Annotated in this window: 14 protein-coding genes and 1 tRNA gene; 6 read left to right on the forward strand and 9 right to left on the reverse strand. The window is 39.8% G+C overall.

Translation table 11 applies throughout. The features are described from left to right. Positions 1-36: 36 nt before the first annotated feature. From VOI17_RS00370 to pgi, 5 genes are read right to left on the reverse strand one after another with little or no spacing between them, the layout of a single operon-like run. Positions 37-1,146 carry a glycoside hydrolase family 113 gene (locus tag VOI17_RS00370; protein ID WP_323755252.1) on the reverse strand — a complete coding sequence of 370 codons (1,110 nt, stop codon included), beginning with the start codon at positions 1,144-1,146 and terminating at the stop codon, positions 37-39. Then, on the reverse strand, positions 1,143-1,865 hold the full coding sequence (lipB, locus tag VOI17_RS00375) for a lipoyl(octanoyl) transferase LipB (protein WP_323755253.1): 723 nt from the start codon (positions 1,863-1,865) through the stop codon (positions 1,143-1,145). Before lipB ends, VOI17_RS00370 begins: the two co-directional genes overlap by 4 nt. 31 nt (positions 1,866-1,896) lie before the next feature. Continuing rightward, positions 1,897-2,088: a hypothetical protein gene (locus VOI17_RS00380; RefSeq protein ID WP_068409948.1), complete on the reverse strand. Its 192-nt coding sequence runs from the start codon at positions 2,086-2,088 to the stop codon at positions 1,897-1,899. A 13-nt stretch (positions 2,089-2,101) separates the two neighbouring features. After that, positions 2,102-3,094: a type I phosphomannose isomerase catalytic subunit gene (locus tag VOI17_RS00385; protein WP_323755254.1), complete on the reverse strand. Its 993-nt coding sequence runs from the start codon at positions 3,092-3,094 to the stop codon at positions 2,102-2,104. Beyond that, positions 3,084-4,745 carry a glucose-6-phosphate isomerase gene (gene pgi, locus VOI17_RS00390; RefSeq protein WP_323755255.1) on the reverse strand — a complete coding sequence of 554 codons (1,662 nt, stop codon included), beginning with the start codon at positions 4,743-4,745 and terminating at the stop codon, positions 3,084-3,086. The genes VOI17_RS00385 and pgi overlap by 11 nt, the downstream gene beginning before the upstream one ends. Before the next feature lie 65 nt (positions 4,746-4,810). On the opposite strand from pgi, the gene VOI17_RS00395 reads away from it, so the two are divergent. Then, positions 4,811-5,155 carry a YraN family protein gene (locus VOI17_RS00395; RefSeq protein ID WP_323755256.1) on the forward strand — a complete coding sequence of 115 codons (345 nt, stop codon included), beginning with the start codon at positions 4,811-4,813 and terminating at the stop codon, positions 5,153-5,155. Between the two features lie 10 nt (positions 5,156-5,165). Here the strand turns inward: VOI17_RS00395 and VOI17_RS00400 are convergent, their stop codons facing one another. The 3 genes from VOI17_RS00400 to VOI17_RS00410 form a co-directional block, all read right to left on the reverse strand. Further along, positions 5,166-5,990: a hypothetical protein gene (locus VOI17_RS00400; RefSeq protein WP_323755257.1), complete on the reverse strand. Its 825-nt coding sequence runs from the start codon at positions 5,988-5,990 to the stop codon at positions 5,166-5,168. Positions 5,991-6,120: 130 nt separating this feature from the next. Next, positions 6,121-6,194, reverse strand: a tRNA-Asn gene (locus VOI17_RS00405). Between the two features lie 95 nt (positions 6,195-6,289). Next, a complete protein-coding gene (locus VOI17_RS00410) occupies positions 6,290-7,540 on the reverse strand; it encodes an NRAMP family divalent metal transporter (protein ID WP_323755258.1) in 1,251 nt (416 codons plus the stop codon). A 204-nt stretch (positions 7,541-7,744) separates the two neighbouring features. Between VOI17_RS00410 and VOI17_RS00415 the strand changes: the two genes are divergently transcribed. The 5 genes from VOI17_RS00415 to VOI17_RS00435 all read left to right on the forward strand — a co-directional run bounded on the left by VOI17_RS00415 (position 7,745) and on the right by VOI17_RS00435 (position 13,763). Next, the gene (locus VOI17_RS00415; protein ID WP_323755259.1) at positions 7,745-8,170 is read left to right on the forward strand and encodes an Hsp20/alpha crystallin family protein; all 426 of its coding nucleotides are present in this window, start codon (positions 7,745-7,747) and stop codon (positions 8,168-8,170) included. A gap of 155 nt (positions 8,171-8,325) precedes the next feature. Then, positions 8,326-9,816 carry a S1C family serine protease gene (locus VOI17_RS00420; protein WP_323755260.1) on the forward strand — a complete coding sequence of 497 codons (1,491 nt, stop codon included), beginning with the start codon at positions 8,326-8,328 and terminating at the stop codon, positions 9,814-9,816. A gap of 139 nt (positions 9,817-9,955) precedes the next feature. Further along, a complete protein-coding gene (locus VOI17_RS00425) occupies positions 9,956-11,506 on the forward strand; it encodes an aldehyde dehydrogenase family protein (RefSeq protein ID WP_323755261.1) in 1,551 nt (516 codons plus the stop codon). A gap of 168 nt (positions 11,507-11,674) precedes the next feature. Beyond that, positions 11,675-12,325 (forward strand): FKBP-type peptidyl-prolyl cis-trans isomerase, encoded by a 651-nt coding sequence (locus VOI17_RS00430; RefSeq protein ID WP_323755262.1) that lies wholly within the window; start codon positions 11,675-11,677, stop codon positions 12,323-12,325. Positions 12,326-12,479: 154 nt separating this feature from the next. Continuing rightward, positions 12,480-13,763 carry a DUF3472 domain-containing protein gene (locus tag VOI17_RS00435; RefSeq protein WP_323755263.1) on the forward strand — a complete coding sequence of 428 codons (1,284 nt, stop codon included), beginning with the start codon at positions 12,480-12,482 and terminating at the stop codon, positions 13,761-13,763. 24 nt (positions 13,764-13,787) lie between these two features. Here VOI17_RS00435 and VOI17_RS00440 read toward each other — a convergent pair whose 3' ends face one another. Then, positions 13,788-15,680, reverse strand: coding sequence for an amidophosphoribosyltransferase (locus VOI17_RS00440; RefSeq protein ID WP_323755264.1), 1,893 nt, complete (start codon positions 15,678-15,680; stop codon positions 13,788-13,790). Between the last annotated feature and the right edge of the window lie 8 nt (positions 15,681-15,688).

Genomic DNA, 15,688 nt, shown 5'->3' on the forward strand with positions numbered 1-15,688 from the left:
ATGCAAAACTAATAATCAGGAACTAAAACCCGTAGGTTATTTGAATTTCGAGAAGGAATCGATGATGACTTGTTCGGCTTGTTTCTGTTGGGGGGTGAAATCGATATTGAATTCGCTAGAATTCCTAGAGTTCGTATAGTTTGGGTACCATTTCCAGATGTGTACCCCCGCAAACCAAGGTTTATCCATTACTTCATCAAAAAGGGCTTGATAAGCATTGGCCTGAGTTTCTTCTGAAAATATCTTTTCCCGCTCTTCAGCATTGATTCTTTGTGGCCATTCCCAAGGATCGATGCCAGCATCTTTGGTGCTTTTATAGCCTACTTCGGTAAAGAGGATGGGTTTATTATACTGAATTGAGAATTCCTCCAAATCCTTAAGTGGTTTTGCCCAGCCTTTTCTAAGGTCTTCTACAGTAGGGTTTTCCTTGTCTGTTAGTGGAAAGTAGCCCTGAACCCCTATATAGTCCAGTGCATCCCAAAATTTAACATCTTGATATTCGTCCGAAAAGTTGGCAGCATAAGTAAGTGGGCCTGAATAAATGGTTCTTATTTTAGCAATAAGCTTTCTCCAATCATCTTCTCTGTCAATACAGGTTTGATGTAATTCAGTGCCAATACAAAGCATTTCCATTTGAGCGTCTTCCGCTACTTGAGCATAGTGAAGTATAAATCCCTCATATGCCGAAAACCATTTTAGCCAGTCTTCTTCGGTTTTCATTTTGATTTCGCCTCGCCATTTCCCCTCTTGATCGCGAAGCCATATATGAGGCTTTAGAATGGTTTTAATACCGTTTTCTTTGGCGTATTGGGTGGTCATTTTGAGTCCTTCATCCCTTTCTCCCCACCATCCATTTTGTTCTCCTCGGCTGTGGTTTCCACCAATTTCTGGATTGTCATATCCGCTTTGCCAGCCAAAAGGTGTTTGCGAAATCCAGTTAATATTTTTTTTAACTAATGCTTTTATTTCAGATTCAGCAACTTCTCTTGAGCTACCCACCCAGCAAACGCCACGGTGTTTTTCGTGTTTAGCAATATTGATTAATGATTTGGGAGTGAAGTAAGAACCTGAGAAAACAAAATAAAAAGCCGCAATCAAAAGGATTGGGGTAATTGTAATGCCAAGTTTTTTGTAATGCTTTCTCAAAGAATTTCCATTTGGAATACTTCAGCAATATGGTGAATTAATTTTTGCTGAATCTCTGCCATATCTACGTTATGGCCTAATTCTTTGTTTAGAGAAGTAACTTCTTTGTCGTCTATGCCACAAGGAACTATGTGGCTAAAATAGCTTAAATCGGTGTTAACATTGAGGGCCAAGCCGTGCATGGTTACCCAGCGGCTTGTCTTTACCCCCATTGCACATATCTTACGCGGATTTTGGGCGCCTTCTTCAAAGTCTACCCAGACCCCTGTAAGCCCATCAATACGGCCCGTTTTCAGGTCATATTCCCGTAGAGTGAGGATTACTGCTTCTTCCAGATATCTCAAATATTTATGAATATCTGTGAAGAAATTTTCGAGATCAATTATCGGATAAGCAACTAATTGACCGGGACCGTGATATGTAATATCACCGCCTCTGTTAATCCGATAAAATTTCGCAAAATGCTTTTCTAATCCATGCTCATCTAAGAGCAGGTTTTCCATAGACCCACTTTTGCCAAGAGTATAGACATGAGGATGTTCACACAGAATAAGATAGTTGTCTGTAAGAGTTTGTAATTCAGCTTTTTCAAGCTTTCTATTTTCAATTTTCCGATCGACTGTTTTCTTAAAAACAGTTTCCTGGTAATCCCATACACGTTGATAATCCTCTGCACCCAGATTGATTACCTCAACAGCCTTATTAGTTAGAATATTCATGTCTTACGCGAACAGCTTTTTTACACACAATTTATTGAGCTGATACTTCAGTAGCCTCTACTTGATCAACAGATAAAACACGAACATTTTTCGTGATCAATCGGTTCGCCTTACGTAGGGCTGAAGTATGATTTCGCGCTGGAAACTCTTTCTTCACCACAGTCTCATCCTTTAGGTTTAAGAAGGTGGCTTCGAAGTTTTTCATATTCTTTTTTCCAGCCATTGCCAAAAGTAGCTTAAGGGAAGAAGGTTTCCAACATTTTAAAGCCAGAATTTGTTTTAATGTGTACTTCTGGAAACTTTTGTGGCACTAAAACTGCATTTCCAATGCTAATTTTTGCTGTATGACCCAAAGTTGTGATTTCTGCTTCACCTTCAACGCATACATATATTACGAACGAGTCTTTGTTGTAATGCTCGCGGATAATACCAGTTGAAAAATCTAAAAGGTTGGTTTGGAAGTATTCAGATTCCACCAAAGGAACCACCTCGTTGAGGCTTTTTTTAACTTGAATTTTGTAGTTGGAATATGCATTATAATCTAAAGCCTCAATGGCCTCTTCCCTATGTAGTTCTCGTTTGCTTCCTTGCTTATCTATTCTGTCGAAATCATATATTCGATAGGTAATATCTGAAGCCTGCTGAATCTCAGCAATTAACAGCCCTTTACCAATGGTGTGCACCCTTCCTGCGGGTAAGTAAAATGCGTCTCCAGTCTTAACTGGCTCTTCATTCAGAATATCTAGTAAGCTACCGCTATTCAAGTAATCTAAGTATTCTTCTTTTGAAGTATTCTTGCTGAAGCCACTAATGAGTTTAGCGCCTTTATCGGCTTGCATTACATACCACATTTCTGTTTTTCCCAATGAGTTATGTCTTTCCTTGGCGAGTTTGTCATTCGGATGAACTTGAATGCTTAAATCCTTAGCAGCATCGATAAACTTGATGAGTAATGGAAAACTATTGCCATACTTCTTGTAAACTTTCTTGCCAACGAATTCTTCTTTAAACAAGGCAGTTATTTCTGGGATAGTCATGCCTTGAAGCGGTCCCTCGCTTACTTTAGATAGATTTCCTTCAACGCCTGATATTTCCCAAGTTTCACCACAATTTTTAAGAGGCGAAAAATCTTTGCCTAATACATCTCTTATTTTTGTCCCTCCCCAGATTTTCTCTTTGAAAATGGTATCGAACTTTAATGGGTAGAGGTATTTTTTATCAGCCATCATCTCGAATCATTAATTTGTATGTGTTGATCAAACCATTGGTGGAACTATCATGGCTTTGTACGGGACTTTCATTTTGTAGTTCAGGCAGAATCTTTGATGCCAACATTTTGCCCAATTCTACCCCCCATTGATCAAAACTAAAGATATTCCAAATAATTCCTTGCACGAAGATTTTGTGTTCATAAAGGGCGATAAGGGAGCCTAGTGTTTTTGGGTTGAGTTTTTTGACCAGAATTGAATTGGTGGGATTATTTCCTTCAAACACTTTAAATGGTGCTGTTTCTTTAATTTCAGTTTCTGATTTTTCAGCTTTGGCCAACTCATTGGCCACTTCATCATACGATTTACCATTCATGAGTGCTTCGGTTTGCGCAAAGAAATTTGAAAGCAAAATGGAATGATGATTACCTATTGGATTTTGGCTAATGGCTGGAGCAATAAAATCGCAAGGAATTAATTTTGTGCCTTGGTGAATAAGCTGGTAGAAGGCGTGTTGGCCATTTGTGCCAGGCTCTCCCCATACAATTGGACCTGTCTGATAATTGATTTTCTGTCCCGATCTATCCACCGACTTTCCATTACTCTCCATACTTCCTTGCTGAAAATAGGCAGCAAAACGGTGCATGTATTGATCATAGGGTAAAATTGCTTCAGTGTTGGCCCCAAAGAAATTGGCATACCAAACACCAAGCAAGGCGAGAATGACTGGAGCATTTTTTTCGAAAGGTGTCTTTCTAAAATGTTCATCCATTTCGAAGGCACCAATCAATAACTGCTCAAAATTATTGTATCCAATGGTGCAGGCAATGGAAAGCCCAATAGACGACCATAAAGAATAACGGCCACCGACCCAATCCCAAAAAACAAACATGTTATCTGGGTCGATACCAAAATTCACCACTGACTCTTCATTGGTGGAAATGGCAACAAAATGTTTGGCTATATCAGTTTGATTTCCTCCTTGTCTTAAAAACCATGCTTTTGCCGTATTGGCGTTGGCCATGGTTTCTTGAGTGGCAAAAGTCTTTGAGGCAATCACAAACAAGGTTTCTTCTGCATTCACCTTCTTTAAAACCTCAGAAATATGAGTGCCGTCTACATTTGAAACGAAATGTGCCTCAATACCAAAAACATTATAACTCTTTAGTGCTTCGGTAACCATTACTGGCCCCAAATCTGAGCCTCCAATGCCTATATTAACAACATACTTAATCGGCTTTCCGGTATGCCCAATCCATTTGCCTTCGGTTACTTTATTGGCGAAAACCTTCATTTTGGCCAAGGCACTTTTGACTTCGGGCATTATATCCTTACCGTGTACTAATACTGGCTCCTTTGATTGGTTTCGAAGCGCAGTATGGAGCACTGACCTGCCTTCGGTTTGGTTGATGGCTTCTCCGTTAAACATTGCGTCAATTGCATTTTTCAATTGACATTCTTCTGCCAAGCTAAGCAGTAGTTTTAGTGTTTCTTTAGTAATTCTATTTTTAGAATAGTCAATTAAGATGTCGTTAAATCGAATGGAGAATCTCTCAAAACGTTTAGGATCTTTAGAAAACAATTGCTTCATGTGCGTATCAGCCAATACACTATAGTGCTCGGAGAGCGCTGTCCACGATTTAGTTTGGGTAGGATTAATGGATTGAAGCATCATTGTGTTTTTGAATTGACATCAACTATATAATCCCTAAATTAAGGAGGACTTGTTTCGATACAATGCAATCGTTTGGAAAAAAAGGAGAAGATTTAGCCGTAGCCTTTCTGGAGAAGAAGGGCTATCAAATTTTACATCGGAATTTCAGACATAAAAAGTCTGAAATTGATATTATTTGCTCAAAGTCTGGGCTGTTGGTTTTTGTAGAAGTAAAATCTAGGTCGAGTAAAGCTTTTGGCCCGCCAGAAACCTTCGTTTCAAAGCGCCAAGAGCAGTCGATCTTAAAGGCCTCTGAGGCTTTCATATTGGATGAAGACTGGCATGGCGATATTCGCTTTGACATTATAGCCATTTATAAAAAGGGAGCCACTGAAGAGGTTGAGCACTTTGAAGATGCCTTTTATTAGACGGTAGGACTTATTTTATTTTAGGAGATTCGTAAAGCGGATTGGCAAACCTATCCCATTCTTTTCGAACATACGTTCTAAAACGCTTTTGATAAGGATCGGGAGCAAACTGGATTTCGCGTTTGGCAATCACCCGTGTGGTATTATAGTACTCTGTCCAAATACCTATTTTCTTATCAAACTCATAATAACCACGCACTGCAACACGCCCATTTTCATAAAAGTAATAATAGGTGCCCTCTTTCTTTCCGTACTGAATAGGGATGACTTCCTTTACCTTGGTCTTTTCAGGATCGTAATAGGTAATCTCTGAGTCTCTATACCAGCCTTTTGAATAATGCTCTTTGTCAGTTAGCATTTGATCTCTTGTTAGGTTCAGCCACCTTTCATGCTTTACTCCGTGAAAGTACATGCCTTCTTCCACCACTTTGTCGTTGATGAGTCTTTTATAAGGGCCATGTAACACATCTTCTACCAAACCTGCCCGTGTTTTCGCATTTACAATTTGCCTTTTATCGTGATCATAAACATATACATTGGGAGCGTATGCATCCACCTCAACAGCTTCTTTTAGGGTATAAAAATCTTCGATTTGAGTACGTCCTTGCACATCCGCCACAGTCCATCTCCTTTTGGTTTTTTCACCATAGAAGGTGTTTTTTTTAACTTTCAAGTCTACATCGGCCAGTGTGTCTTCGGGGGCTAAGTCTATTGAAATATCGGGTTTGTCTATTTCTTCGGTTTTCGCCTTTTCATTCTTTTTTTCCTTCGCATTTTGCGCAACGAGGAGTACCGGGGAGGCAATTAAGAATATGAAAAGAATGATTTTTTGCATCGCTCAAAAATAACGAAAAAAATATGGGAGTATTTCTTTAGTCAGGGCTAAAACAAGAAAAGCCAATTAAGATGAATGTATCCACAAAAGAAAAGGGTCAACATTGCTGCTGACCCTTCTGATTTTTAAGCTCCTCCTCTTGGACTCGAACCAAGGACCCTCTGATTAACAGTCAGATGCTCTAACCAGCTGAGCTAAGGAGGAATTTCCTGGTTTGTCTCACTCTTCTTGCGAAACGGAGTGCAATATTAGTGCTTGGTTAAATATATTCCAATACCTTATTGACTTTTTTTTCAAGATTATAAAAAGAAGTACACCACGATATAAATGATCGCAAAAACGGTGAGGAAGACAATGCCACTTTTGGCCAGTAAAAGCAGTTTCTTCCCTGGTTTATAGTCTTCTGGAACCTGCTTGGAAGTAATTACTCGATAATTAATTATTGCGATAATAGGAGCGATAACAAAAGATAGTGTGGTGGCGAGGTCAACCAAGTCTTTTAAATTGGATGACAGCAGCAGAATAAATAGAAAAGAAATGGCCGAAACAATAATCATCATCCATGTATAAGTGCTTTTAGCATCTGCTTTTTTGAAAAATAGCAATCGCGTAGTCTCTCCCATGGCCCTACCAAAGCCATCCACAACAGTGATGGTAGTACTGAACATCACACTAAAGGCTGCAATGGCAATGATGAAATAAGCCCAGTCGCCTAGTGCTGAAGTGTAAAGCGTCACAACTTGGTCTGAGAAAACAGTTGAGTTATCAGATAACTCTACGCCAGTTCCATACATTACTTTTGCCCCTAATGTCAGGAAGCAAATGGCTAAGACTGCCGTAATGATGTATCCAAAGTTGAAGTCGGCAAGCACTTCTTTTAACTTAGGGATGTAGCCTGTTTGCTTCATTCTTTCAATCGTCCAAAGGCTATTCCAAGTGGAAAGATCGACTGCGGTTGGCATCCATCCCATCAGGGCAATAATGAAAATAATACTGTCGCGTTCAAAAATATCTTTTGGAACAAAATTCTCAACAGGAGTAACTTGTCCTTTAGAAAGCGCTCCAAAAAACGCAACCAAGGTTGAGATCAATAATACTGAGCCTATTACTTTAAGAAGTGTGTCGAGTATGCTGTATTTTCCCAATGCTAAAATCAGGGTACAGATGACCAAGATGATTCCCGAAACATAAGCAGGATTTAAGATCACTCCAGTAAGGTTGTTAAACATACCAGCCGTAACAAAAGTAACTGCTGCGGTAACGGTGAACATGGAGGCCAAGCTCAAAATGAAATACACCCACAATACCCATTTGCCCTCGGCCAAATAACCTTCGAGTAGGTTCTTTTTTGTGGCTGCCGCAAAGCGGGAACCGAATTCGAAGAAGGGATATTTAAAAAGATTAGCCAACAAAATGAAGGCTACCAACTGGAAGCCAAAGTCGGCTCCTGCCCTCGTTGATTGAACCAAATGAGAAACGCCTATACAGGTGCTGGCAAAAAGTATTCCTGGGCCAAAAGCCTTTAGCTTGTTACTAAGTTCTGATTTCATAAACTCGCAAAAGTTAAAAATAGAGATTCTTTTCGTATCAACATAACCGCCTAAAAAACTATCATTTCAAGACATTATGTCTTATAAATAAAACCAAGATCAATTAATTCGGACATAGTGGCGTAAATTTAGGGCAAAAACCGATTGGTACAGTTTTGAATTATAGGAGAGAAAATGAAACATAAACTTAAAAATATAAACGATATGAACTTAGTTAAGAGAAATCCAGAATGGTTTGGTCCGGCATCAGTAGATCTTCTTTTTGATCGATTCTTTAATGATTCCTCACAGAAAAGCCCGAATGCTTTTTCCCCAAAAGTAGACATCGCTGAAACAGCCTCGGCATTTGAGATTCAGGTAGCAGTACCTGGTTTTAGTAAAGGCGATTTCAACATTGATTTGAAAGAAGGAAAGTTGAGTATTGCTGGTGAGCGTAAGCTAGAAAAGGAAAACAAAGAGAAGAATTTCATTTCTATTCAAACTGAATATGGAAAGTTCTTTAAGAGCTTCCAGCTTCCAGATAACATTGATGAAAAAGGAATTGAGGCTGCTTATGAGAATGGAATCCTAGCGTTAAGAATCCCTAAGGATGAAACAAAAAAAGTAGAGTCTAAAATAACAGTGAAGTAATTGAGTTTGGTTGTGTAGATTGAAGAGCCTCAATAATTGGGGTTCTTTTTTTGTTAAAAGGGGTTAATTCTTGCTTTAAATTAAATAAATTAGAACACCTGTATTCAGATTGCGTTAGTGATTTTGGAAAAGGTAAATCTTAAAGTCATGATTTTATGAGTAAGAGACAGTTTATTCTGGGCATGTTGGCCTCTTCGCTACTAGGCGGCCTAGTTGTTTTGGTAGGGATTAGTTTTTTGGGCGGTGGTGATGGTATTAATGGCTCTTTTTCATTAAGCCGTTCTAATTCAGTAGCGACTAGTTTTGGTACCATCAGCGATGAGCCTCACGATTATTCGGTGCCAGCTGGGGTTAATTTTATTGAAGCTTCTAGAAAAATTGTTCCAGCTGTAGTTCATATTACCAATCGAGAAGAAATTAAAGGAACATCCAGTCGCTGGAGAAGATTGCTTAGGAATGGAGTTAAATTTAGAGAATCAACAGGCTCAGGCGTTCTGATTTCAGAAGATGGATATATTACCACTAATTATCATGTAGTGGAAGGGGCCGATGAGCTTGAGGTTAGGCTGGACGATAATAGAAGACTTAAGGCTGAAATAATAGGCACTGATCCTGATACTGACTTAGCGCTTATCAAGATAAGGGCGGAGAATATGCCCTATATAGATTTTGGTAATTCAGATCAACTGGAGGTTGGAGAATGGGTTTTGGCAGTGGGCAATCCTTTCGATTTGAATAACACAGTGACAGCAGGCATAATTAGTGCCAAGGCAAGAAATATCAACCTGATTTCAGGAGTAGAGAATCAGAATCGTTATGGAATTGAGTCTTTTTTACAAACCGATGCGGTAGTAAATCGCGGCAATAGTGGAGGAGCATTGGTAAATTTACAAGGAGAACTTATTGGTATCAATACCGCAATTGCTACAAATACAGGTACGTTTAGTGGCTATTCTTTTGCTGTTCCATCCATTCTAGTCAAAAAAGTAATGGATGATTTACTTGAATTTGGAGAGGTGAAAAGAGGACTATTGGGTGTTACCATTCGAGATGCAGATGGTGTAGGTACGGTAGAACTTTCGGGTGTCCGCATTATGGGGATTTCGCCTGGAGGAGCGGCAGATGAAGCCGGTTTAAAAGAAGAGGATGTGATTACTGGAGTAGATGGGAAGCTCGTGAAAACCACAAGTCAGTTACAGGAATTAATTGCTAGAAAACGACCAGGAGACGCGGTTTCTATTAGTTTTAAAAGAAAAGGTGACGACAAGGAAACCTCTCTTAAACTTCAGAATAGAGAATCTTTAGCGGCCATAGAGCTTAATGAGCCAGAGTTGGTTTTAGAAAAAGAAGGAGATTTTTCGGAAAACACATTAAAATACGAAATAGAAGGAGCCGAATTTAAGGACTTGACCAACGAGTTGAAACGGAGTTTGAAAATTGAGGCTGGTGTTCAATTATCAAAACTGGAAGAAGGAGCTTGGAAGGCAAGTGGTGTGAAAGAAGACTTTATCATAACTAAGGTGGGTGATGACGACATAACAAGCTTAGAGCAGTTTCAGAAAATTATTGACACTAAAACAAAAGACTTCTTTGTAATGGGTAAATACCCTAACGGAGAAAAAGAATATTATAGAATTACTTGGTAAACGTTAATGCCAAATATTCAAAAGCCAAGCCTATCTAGGTTTGGCTTTTTTGTTTTATTCTGAATTAGTCGAGGCCTTTTTTGCAGTCCTTTGAAAATTCCCGTAACTATGGATTCTATTAATTGACAGATAAAATATTATGAATATTCAAACTGAATTTGGTCTTACTGAGGCCCTAAAAAACCTAGGTGTAGCAGCTGAAAACAATGGAACCTCTACAGGCTTGCAGTCTCATGGCGGAAATGATTTTTTAGAATCTTATTCCCCTGTAGATGGCGCGCTAATAGGTAAGGTGAGTGTGACAACACAAGCTCAGTACGATAAAGTGATTGAAACAGCTCAGGCTGCTTTTAAGAATTGGAGAGACGCTCCGGCACCTTTAAGAGGAGAAATTGTTCGACAATTCGGTCAAAAATTAAGAGAGCGTAAAGCGGACTTGGGTAAGCTAGTTTCCTATGAAATGGGCAAATCTTATCAGGAAGGTTTAGGCGAAGTACAAGAAATGATCGACATCTGCGATTTTGCCGTGGGCCTTTCTCGTCAGTTGCATGGGCTTACTATTAAGTCAGAACGACCATTGCACCATATGCAAGAGCAATATCATCCACTTGGTATTGTAGGGATAATTTCAGCCTTTAATTTCCCTGTAGCGGTTTGGGCGTGGAATACCGCTTTGGCTTGGGTTTGTGGAGATGTATGTGTCTGGAAGCCTTCAGAGAAAACACCATTAACAGGTGTCGCTTGTCAAAATATAATTGCTGAAGTATTAAAAGAAAACGATTTACCAGAAGGTATCAGCTGTTTAATTAACGGTGACTACAAAGTAGGCTCATGGATGACACAAGATGGGCGTGTGCCATTAATCTCGGCAACAGGATCAATACGTATGGGTAAAATCGTAGGTCAGACTGTAGCGGCTCGTTTAGGGAAGTCTATTCTGGAGTTGGGAGGTAACAATGCAATTATCGTAACACCAGATGCTGACATTAAAATGACGGTAATCGGTGCTGTATTTGGTGCTGTAGGAACTGCTGGTCAAAGATGTACTTCAACTCGTAGATTGATTGTTCACGAAGATATTTATGATAAGGTAAGAGACGCTGTTGTTGGTGCTTACGGTCAGTTGAGAATTGGGAATCCATTGGACGAAAAGAACCACGTTGGTCCTGTTATCGACAAAGATTCAGTAAATAATTATAATAAAGCCATTGAAGCAGCAAAAGCTGAAGGCGGCAAGGTATTGGTTGAAGGAGGAGTGCTTTCTGGTGAAGGTTTCGAAAGCGGCTGCTACGTAAAGCCATGTATCATTGAAGCTGAAAATAGCTTTGAGATCGTTCAGTCAGAAACCTTTGCACCCATATTATACATCATAAAGTACACAGGTGATGTACATGATGCCATTGCTATTCAAAATGGAGTCTTGCAAGGATTGTCTTCAGCCATTATGACCAACAGTATGCGTGATGCACATCAATTCCTTTCTGCGGTAGGTTCCGATTGTGGAATTGCCAACGTAAACATTGGTACTTCGGGTGCCGAAATTGGTGGTGCATTTGGTGGTGAAAAAGAAACTGGCGGAGGACGAGAGTCTGGTTCAGATGCTTGGAAAGCTTACATGCGTAGACAAACCAACACGTTGAATTATTCTACTGAGCTACCTTTAGCGCAAGGCATTAAGTTCGATTTATAAGGGCTTAGAAGTTTAAATGTATTGACCCTCGAAAAGAGCAGCCAATGGCTGCTCTTTTTTTGTTTGAGTGGAGAATAATGAACTCTTCTCTCAAGCATTAAAGTCATAAACTCTCTTTTCTGAGACCTTTCTGTAAATTATTCTTATTTTGAAAAAAAGAATTTAACCATGAAGTCATTCCTTTACACCTTCAGTATTTGCCTATTCCTGACCTTTCAGACAACATCGGTCCTTGCTCAAAGAACGGTAGAGAAGTATGAAAATGGTGAGAAGAAGTACCAGGGCAGAATGGCAGACGGAATAAAAATTGGCAAGCATTCCTTTTGGTATGAAGACGGTTCTAAAAAACGAGAGGAGAAATATAACGATCGTGGGATATTAGTTCAGTTAAAAGAATGGGATGAAAGCGGTGAAGTTATAACCAATGAAAACCCAGAAGAAAAATTTGAAAAAATAAGAGAATATCAATTTAACAGCATGACATGGATTGAGGTTAAAAATAACCTGGGGCTTTCGAAAGTGAAAGGAGAAATCTATACTGAACCTATATTAGAGCCCAGTGACATGGTTTTACATTACGCTACTTATTTACTGAATGGGAAAGAGATTGACAGCTCTTTTAGAACAAAAAGGCCAATCGGCATCAACCTAAAAAAGAGTGACTTGATTGATGGTTTTCAGGACGGTCTCAAATATTTTCAAGAAGGCGACAATGGGTTTATAAAAGTGCCTGCAAGAATGGCCTATGGCTCAGAAGGCACTCGTGAAGTACCCCCAAACGCTACACTTATTTTTCAGGTATACATTTTAAAACGGTAGAGGCTAAACAACTTCTTGAATTTTCATGGAAACCGTAATTGAGAGAAATTGTGCTTGTAAAAGCAAGGTTTAATGACGGGCCATTTCCACAGGAACGATAATCATTTTTCCCTATGCTTTCAATCGTTACTTTCGAATCTTAAAATATATCCCGATGTATAGATTAGTCGTATTATTTATCGTTTCTACAGTGTTTGGATGTGCCCCGAAAGCGGAAAAATTTACTCTGGAAGAGCTACCAATAGCCATACCAACCAAAGGAAACACTTGGATTGATGGACTGGAATCAGAGCAAGACAGGCAATTACTCAATGATGGAGTAAAGGATTGGAACCCAAATGGTGCCTCGGCCAAAACCTATTTTTATACGGCTGAAACAGGCGAAATAAAAATTGGAATGAGAGCAAAATCGGCCAGCGCTACAACTTTGAACGTCAGTTTTAATGGTGAAAAACAAAGTGTAAAGCTCTCTAATACTGAACTCGATTTGGTTTCAATTGCCACTTTCAACATTGATAACCCTGGCTATCATACGCTCAAAATTACAGGAGAAGACAACGCTGCGTCAATAGATATTTCGGAAGTACTCATCGGTGGTTCAGCAACCGAAGACAAAGTCTATTTCGCGAAAGATGATTTCTATTGGGGCAGAAGAGGACCATCTGTTCATTTGACTTATCAAGTACCGGAAGCAGCATCTGATGTGCTGTACTTTTATAATGAAATTAATGTGCCCAAAGGCGAAGATGTATTGGGCAGTTACTTTATGGCCAATGGTTTTGCTGAAGGTTACTTTGGCATGCAAGTAAATGGCGCTGACGAAAGAAGAATTCTTTTCTCAGTTTGGAGCCCATTCAAAACCGATAACCCAAAAGAAATTCCCGAAGACCAACAGATTAAAATGCTAAAAAAAGGAGATGGCGTTTATACAGGCGAATTTGGCAATGAAGGTTCTGGCGGACAAAGTTACCACAAGTACATGTGGAAAGCCGGAACCAGCTATCGTTTCCTTTTAAAAGCCGAACCAGCAGGAAATGACAATACTGATTACACGGCTTATTTCTTTGCTCCCGAAATAGGCAGGTGGGAATTGATCGCCTCTTTCAGAAGACCCAAAACCAACACTTATCTAAAAAGGCCTCATTCATTCTTAGAGAATTTCCATACCGAAACGGGCAACCAGACCCGCAAAGGACTCTATACAAATCAATGGGTGTACGACACCAATGGTAACTGGCATGAAATGACCACCGCGAAGTTTACAGCTGATGCTACGGCCAGAAAAGAATCTAGAATGGACTATGCAGGTGGTGCTGAAGGCACTTCTTTCTTTATGCAAAATTGTGGCTTCTTTAGCGGCTGGACAATCATTGACAGCATGATTGAACGTGAACCGTTGAGAGTTGCCCCTAAAATTGACTTTAGCTTATTGCCTTAGAAAATTGAGACATAAAAAAAGGGCTTAATAAGCCCTTCCTTCTTTTCCTTCAAAGAAATTCATAAACGATTTATTCACTACTCTATGCCCACCTTGAGTTGGATAGTTGCCAGTGAAATACCAATCACCAGAATTATCTGGGCAGGCTTTGTGCAAGTTTTCAACCGTTTGATAAACGACTTCTAGTTCAGCTTTCATCCCTTTTGGCCTCACAATTTCTGTGATTTTAGCCGAAATTTCATCGTCAGTAAACTGATCATAAAGCCCCTGGATGTAGTTTGTCTGCTCTTTATTATTAATGTTTTGAGCCGCTATATCGTATGCCTTTTTTAGCTCTTGATGACCTTTCCCATATTTCTCATCTAACAATTCCAGCATAGCCCTAAAAGCCACAAATTCCTTCATTTTAGACATATCGATTCCGTAGCAATCTGGGTAGCGAATTTGCGGAGCCGAAGAAACAATCACGATCTTTTTAGGCTCTAATAAATCGAGCATTTTCAGAATACTTTTCTCCAAAGTAGTTCCTCTAACAATCGAATCATCTACCACAACGATAGTGTCTATCTTCTTTTTAATCACTTCGTAGGTCGTATCGTAAACACTGGCCACCAACTGATCACGGCTTTCATCACTCGCAATGAAAGTACGGAGTTTAGCGTCTTTAATTACCAGTTTCTCTACCCTAGGCTGAAAGCTCAAAAGCTCTTCTACATCATCAATGTGAGGTTTCCCGTCAATAATAATGTCTTTCCTTTTGCGAAGTAGGTATTCATCAACTCCCTGCATCATTCCCAAGAAAGAAGTTTCAGCCGTGTTTGGTATATAAGAGAAAACGGTATTCTTTAGGTCGAAATTTACCGCTTTCAAAATTTGAGGAATCAACAGCTTACCAAGCTCTTTCCTTTCACGATAGATATCTGGATCGGTGCCTTTCGAGAAATAAATCCTTTCGAAAGAACAAGCCTTAAGTTCACGCTTCTTCATGATCGGCACTTCGTCCCATTCACCATCCTTGTGCACAATTAGCGCGTGGCCTGGCTCTACTTCAGAAATGTCGGAATAGTTTACATTGAAGGCCGCTTTGATCGCCTGCTTTTCAGAGGCCACCACGATCACTTCATCGTCAATATATTTGAAGGCTGGCCGAATTCCGTTAGGGTCACGCACCACAAAAGAGGCTCCGTGGCCCAACAAGCCTACCATGGCATAACCACCATCAAAATCTTTGAATGAACGTTTCAGCACGCGCTGAATATTCAATTCATTTTCTATAATCTCCGTAATTTCAGCGTTACTTTTTTTCTTTTTGTACTTATCGAAAAGGCGCTGATTCTCCTCGTCCATAAAGTGCCCGATTTTTTCCATTACAGTAACGGTATCGGTTTTTTCTTTCGGATGCTGCCCAAGGCTTACCAACAGATCGAAGAGCTCGTCTACATTGGTCATGTTGAAGTTGCCCGCCATGACAAGGTTACGGCTTCTCCAATTATTCTGTCTTAAAAAGGGATGGCAACTTTCTATGCTATTCTTGCCGTGCGTTCCGTATCGAAGGTGTCCTAACCAAAGCTCTCCAGTAAAACCCATGTTATTTTTTAACCACTGGGCGTCCTTAAGATTGTAACCTTCTTTCTTCTTCGCCTTCTCAAATTTCTTATTGATTTTCCCGAAAATACTAGTGATTGGCTGTTGCTCGATCGTCCTATAACGACTTATGTATCGAATTCCCGGGTCTACTCCTAGCTTGATGTTCGCCACTCCAACCCCGTCTTGACCACGGTTGGCTTGCTTTTGCATCATGATGTAGAGTTTGCTTATGGCGTAGGTGGCTGAGCCATACTTGTCGATGTAGTATTGGAGGGGTTTTCGAAGACGGATTTTAGCAATCCCGCACTCGTGTTTAATTTGTTCGCTCATTTAGTCGA

Source organism: Roseivirga sp. (assembly GCF_034669765.1).
In the GTDB taxonomy this organism is placed as follows: Bacteria; Bacteroidota; Bacteroidia; order Cytophagales; family Cyclobacteriaceae; genus Roseivirga.

Coding starts and splice junctions, on each gene's coding strand:
- lipB (WP_323755253.1), bottom strand. CDS start 1,865: ATGAATATTCTAACTAATAAGGCTGTTGAGGTAATCAATCTGGGTGCA.
- VOI17_RS00380 (WP_068409948.1), bottom strand. CDS start 2,088: ATGGCTGGAAAAAAGAATATGAAAAACTTCGAAGCCACCTTCTTAAAC.
- VOI17_RS00385 (WP_323755254.1), bottom strand. CDS start 3,094: ATGATGGCTGATAAAAAATACCTCTACCCATTAAAGTTCGATACCATT.
- pgi (WP_323755255.1), bottom strand. CDS start 4,745: ATGCTTCAATCCATTAATCCTACCCAAACTAAATCGTGGACAGCGCTC.
- VOI17_RS00395 (WP_323755256.1), top strand. CDS start 4,811: ATGCAATCGTTTGGAAAAAAAGGAGAAGATTTAGCCGTAGCCTTTCTG.
- VOI17_RS00400 (WP_323755257.1), bottom strand. CDS start 5,990: ATGCAAAAAATCATTCTTTTCATATTCTTAATTGCCTCCCCGGTACTC.
- VOI17_RS00410 (WP_323755258.1), bottom strand. CDS start 7,540: ATGAAATCAGAACTTAGTAACAAGCTAAAGGCTTTTGGCCCAGGAATA.
- VOI17_RS00415 (WP_323755259.1), top strand. CDS start 7,745: ATGAACTTAGTTAAGAGAAATCCAGAATGGTTTGGTCCGGCATCAGTA.
- VOI17_RS00420 (WP_323755260.1), top strand. CDS start 8,326: ATGAGTAAGAGACAGTTTATTCTGGGCATGTTGGCCTCTTCGCTACTA.
- VOI17_RS00425 (WP_323755261.1), top strand. CDS start 9,956: ATGAATATTCAAACTGAATTTGGTCTTACTGAGGCCCTAAAAAACCTA.
- VOI17_RS00430 (WP_323755262.1), top strand. CDS start 11,675: ATGAAGTCATTCCTTTACACCTTCAGTATTTGCCTATTCCTGACCTTT.
- VOI17_RS00435 (WP_323755263.1), top strand. CDS start 12,480: ATGTATAGATTAGTCGTATTATTTATCGTTTCTACAGTGTTTGGATGT.
- VOI17_RS00440 (WP_323755264.1), bottom strand. CDS start 15,680: ATGAGCGAACAAATTAAACACGAGTGCGGGATTGCTAAAATCCGTCTT.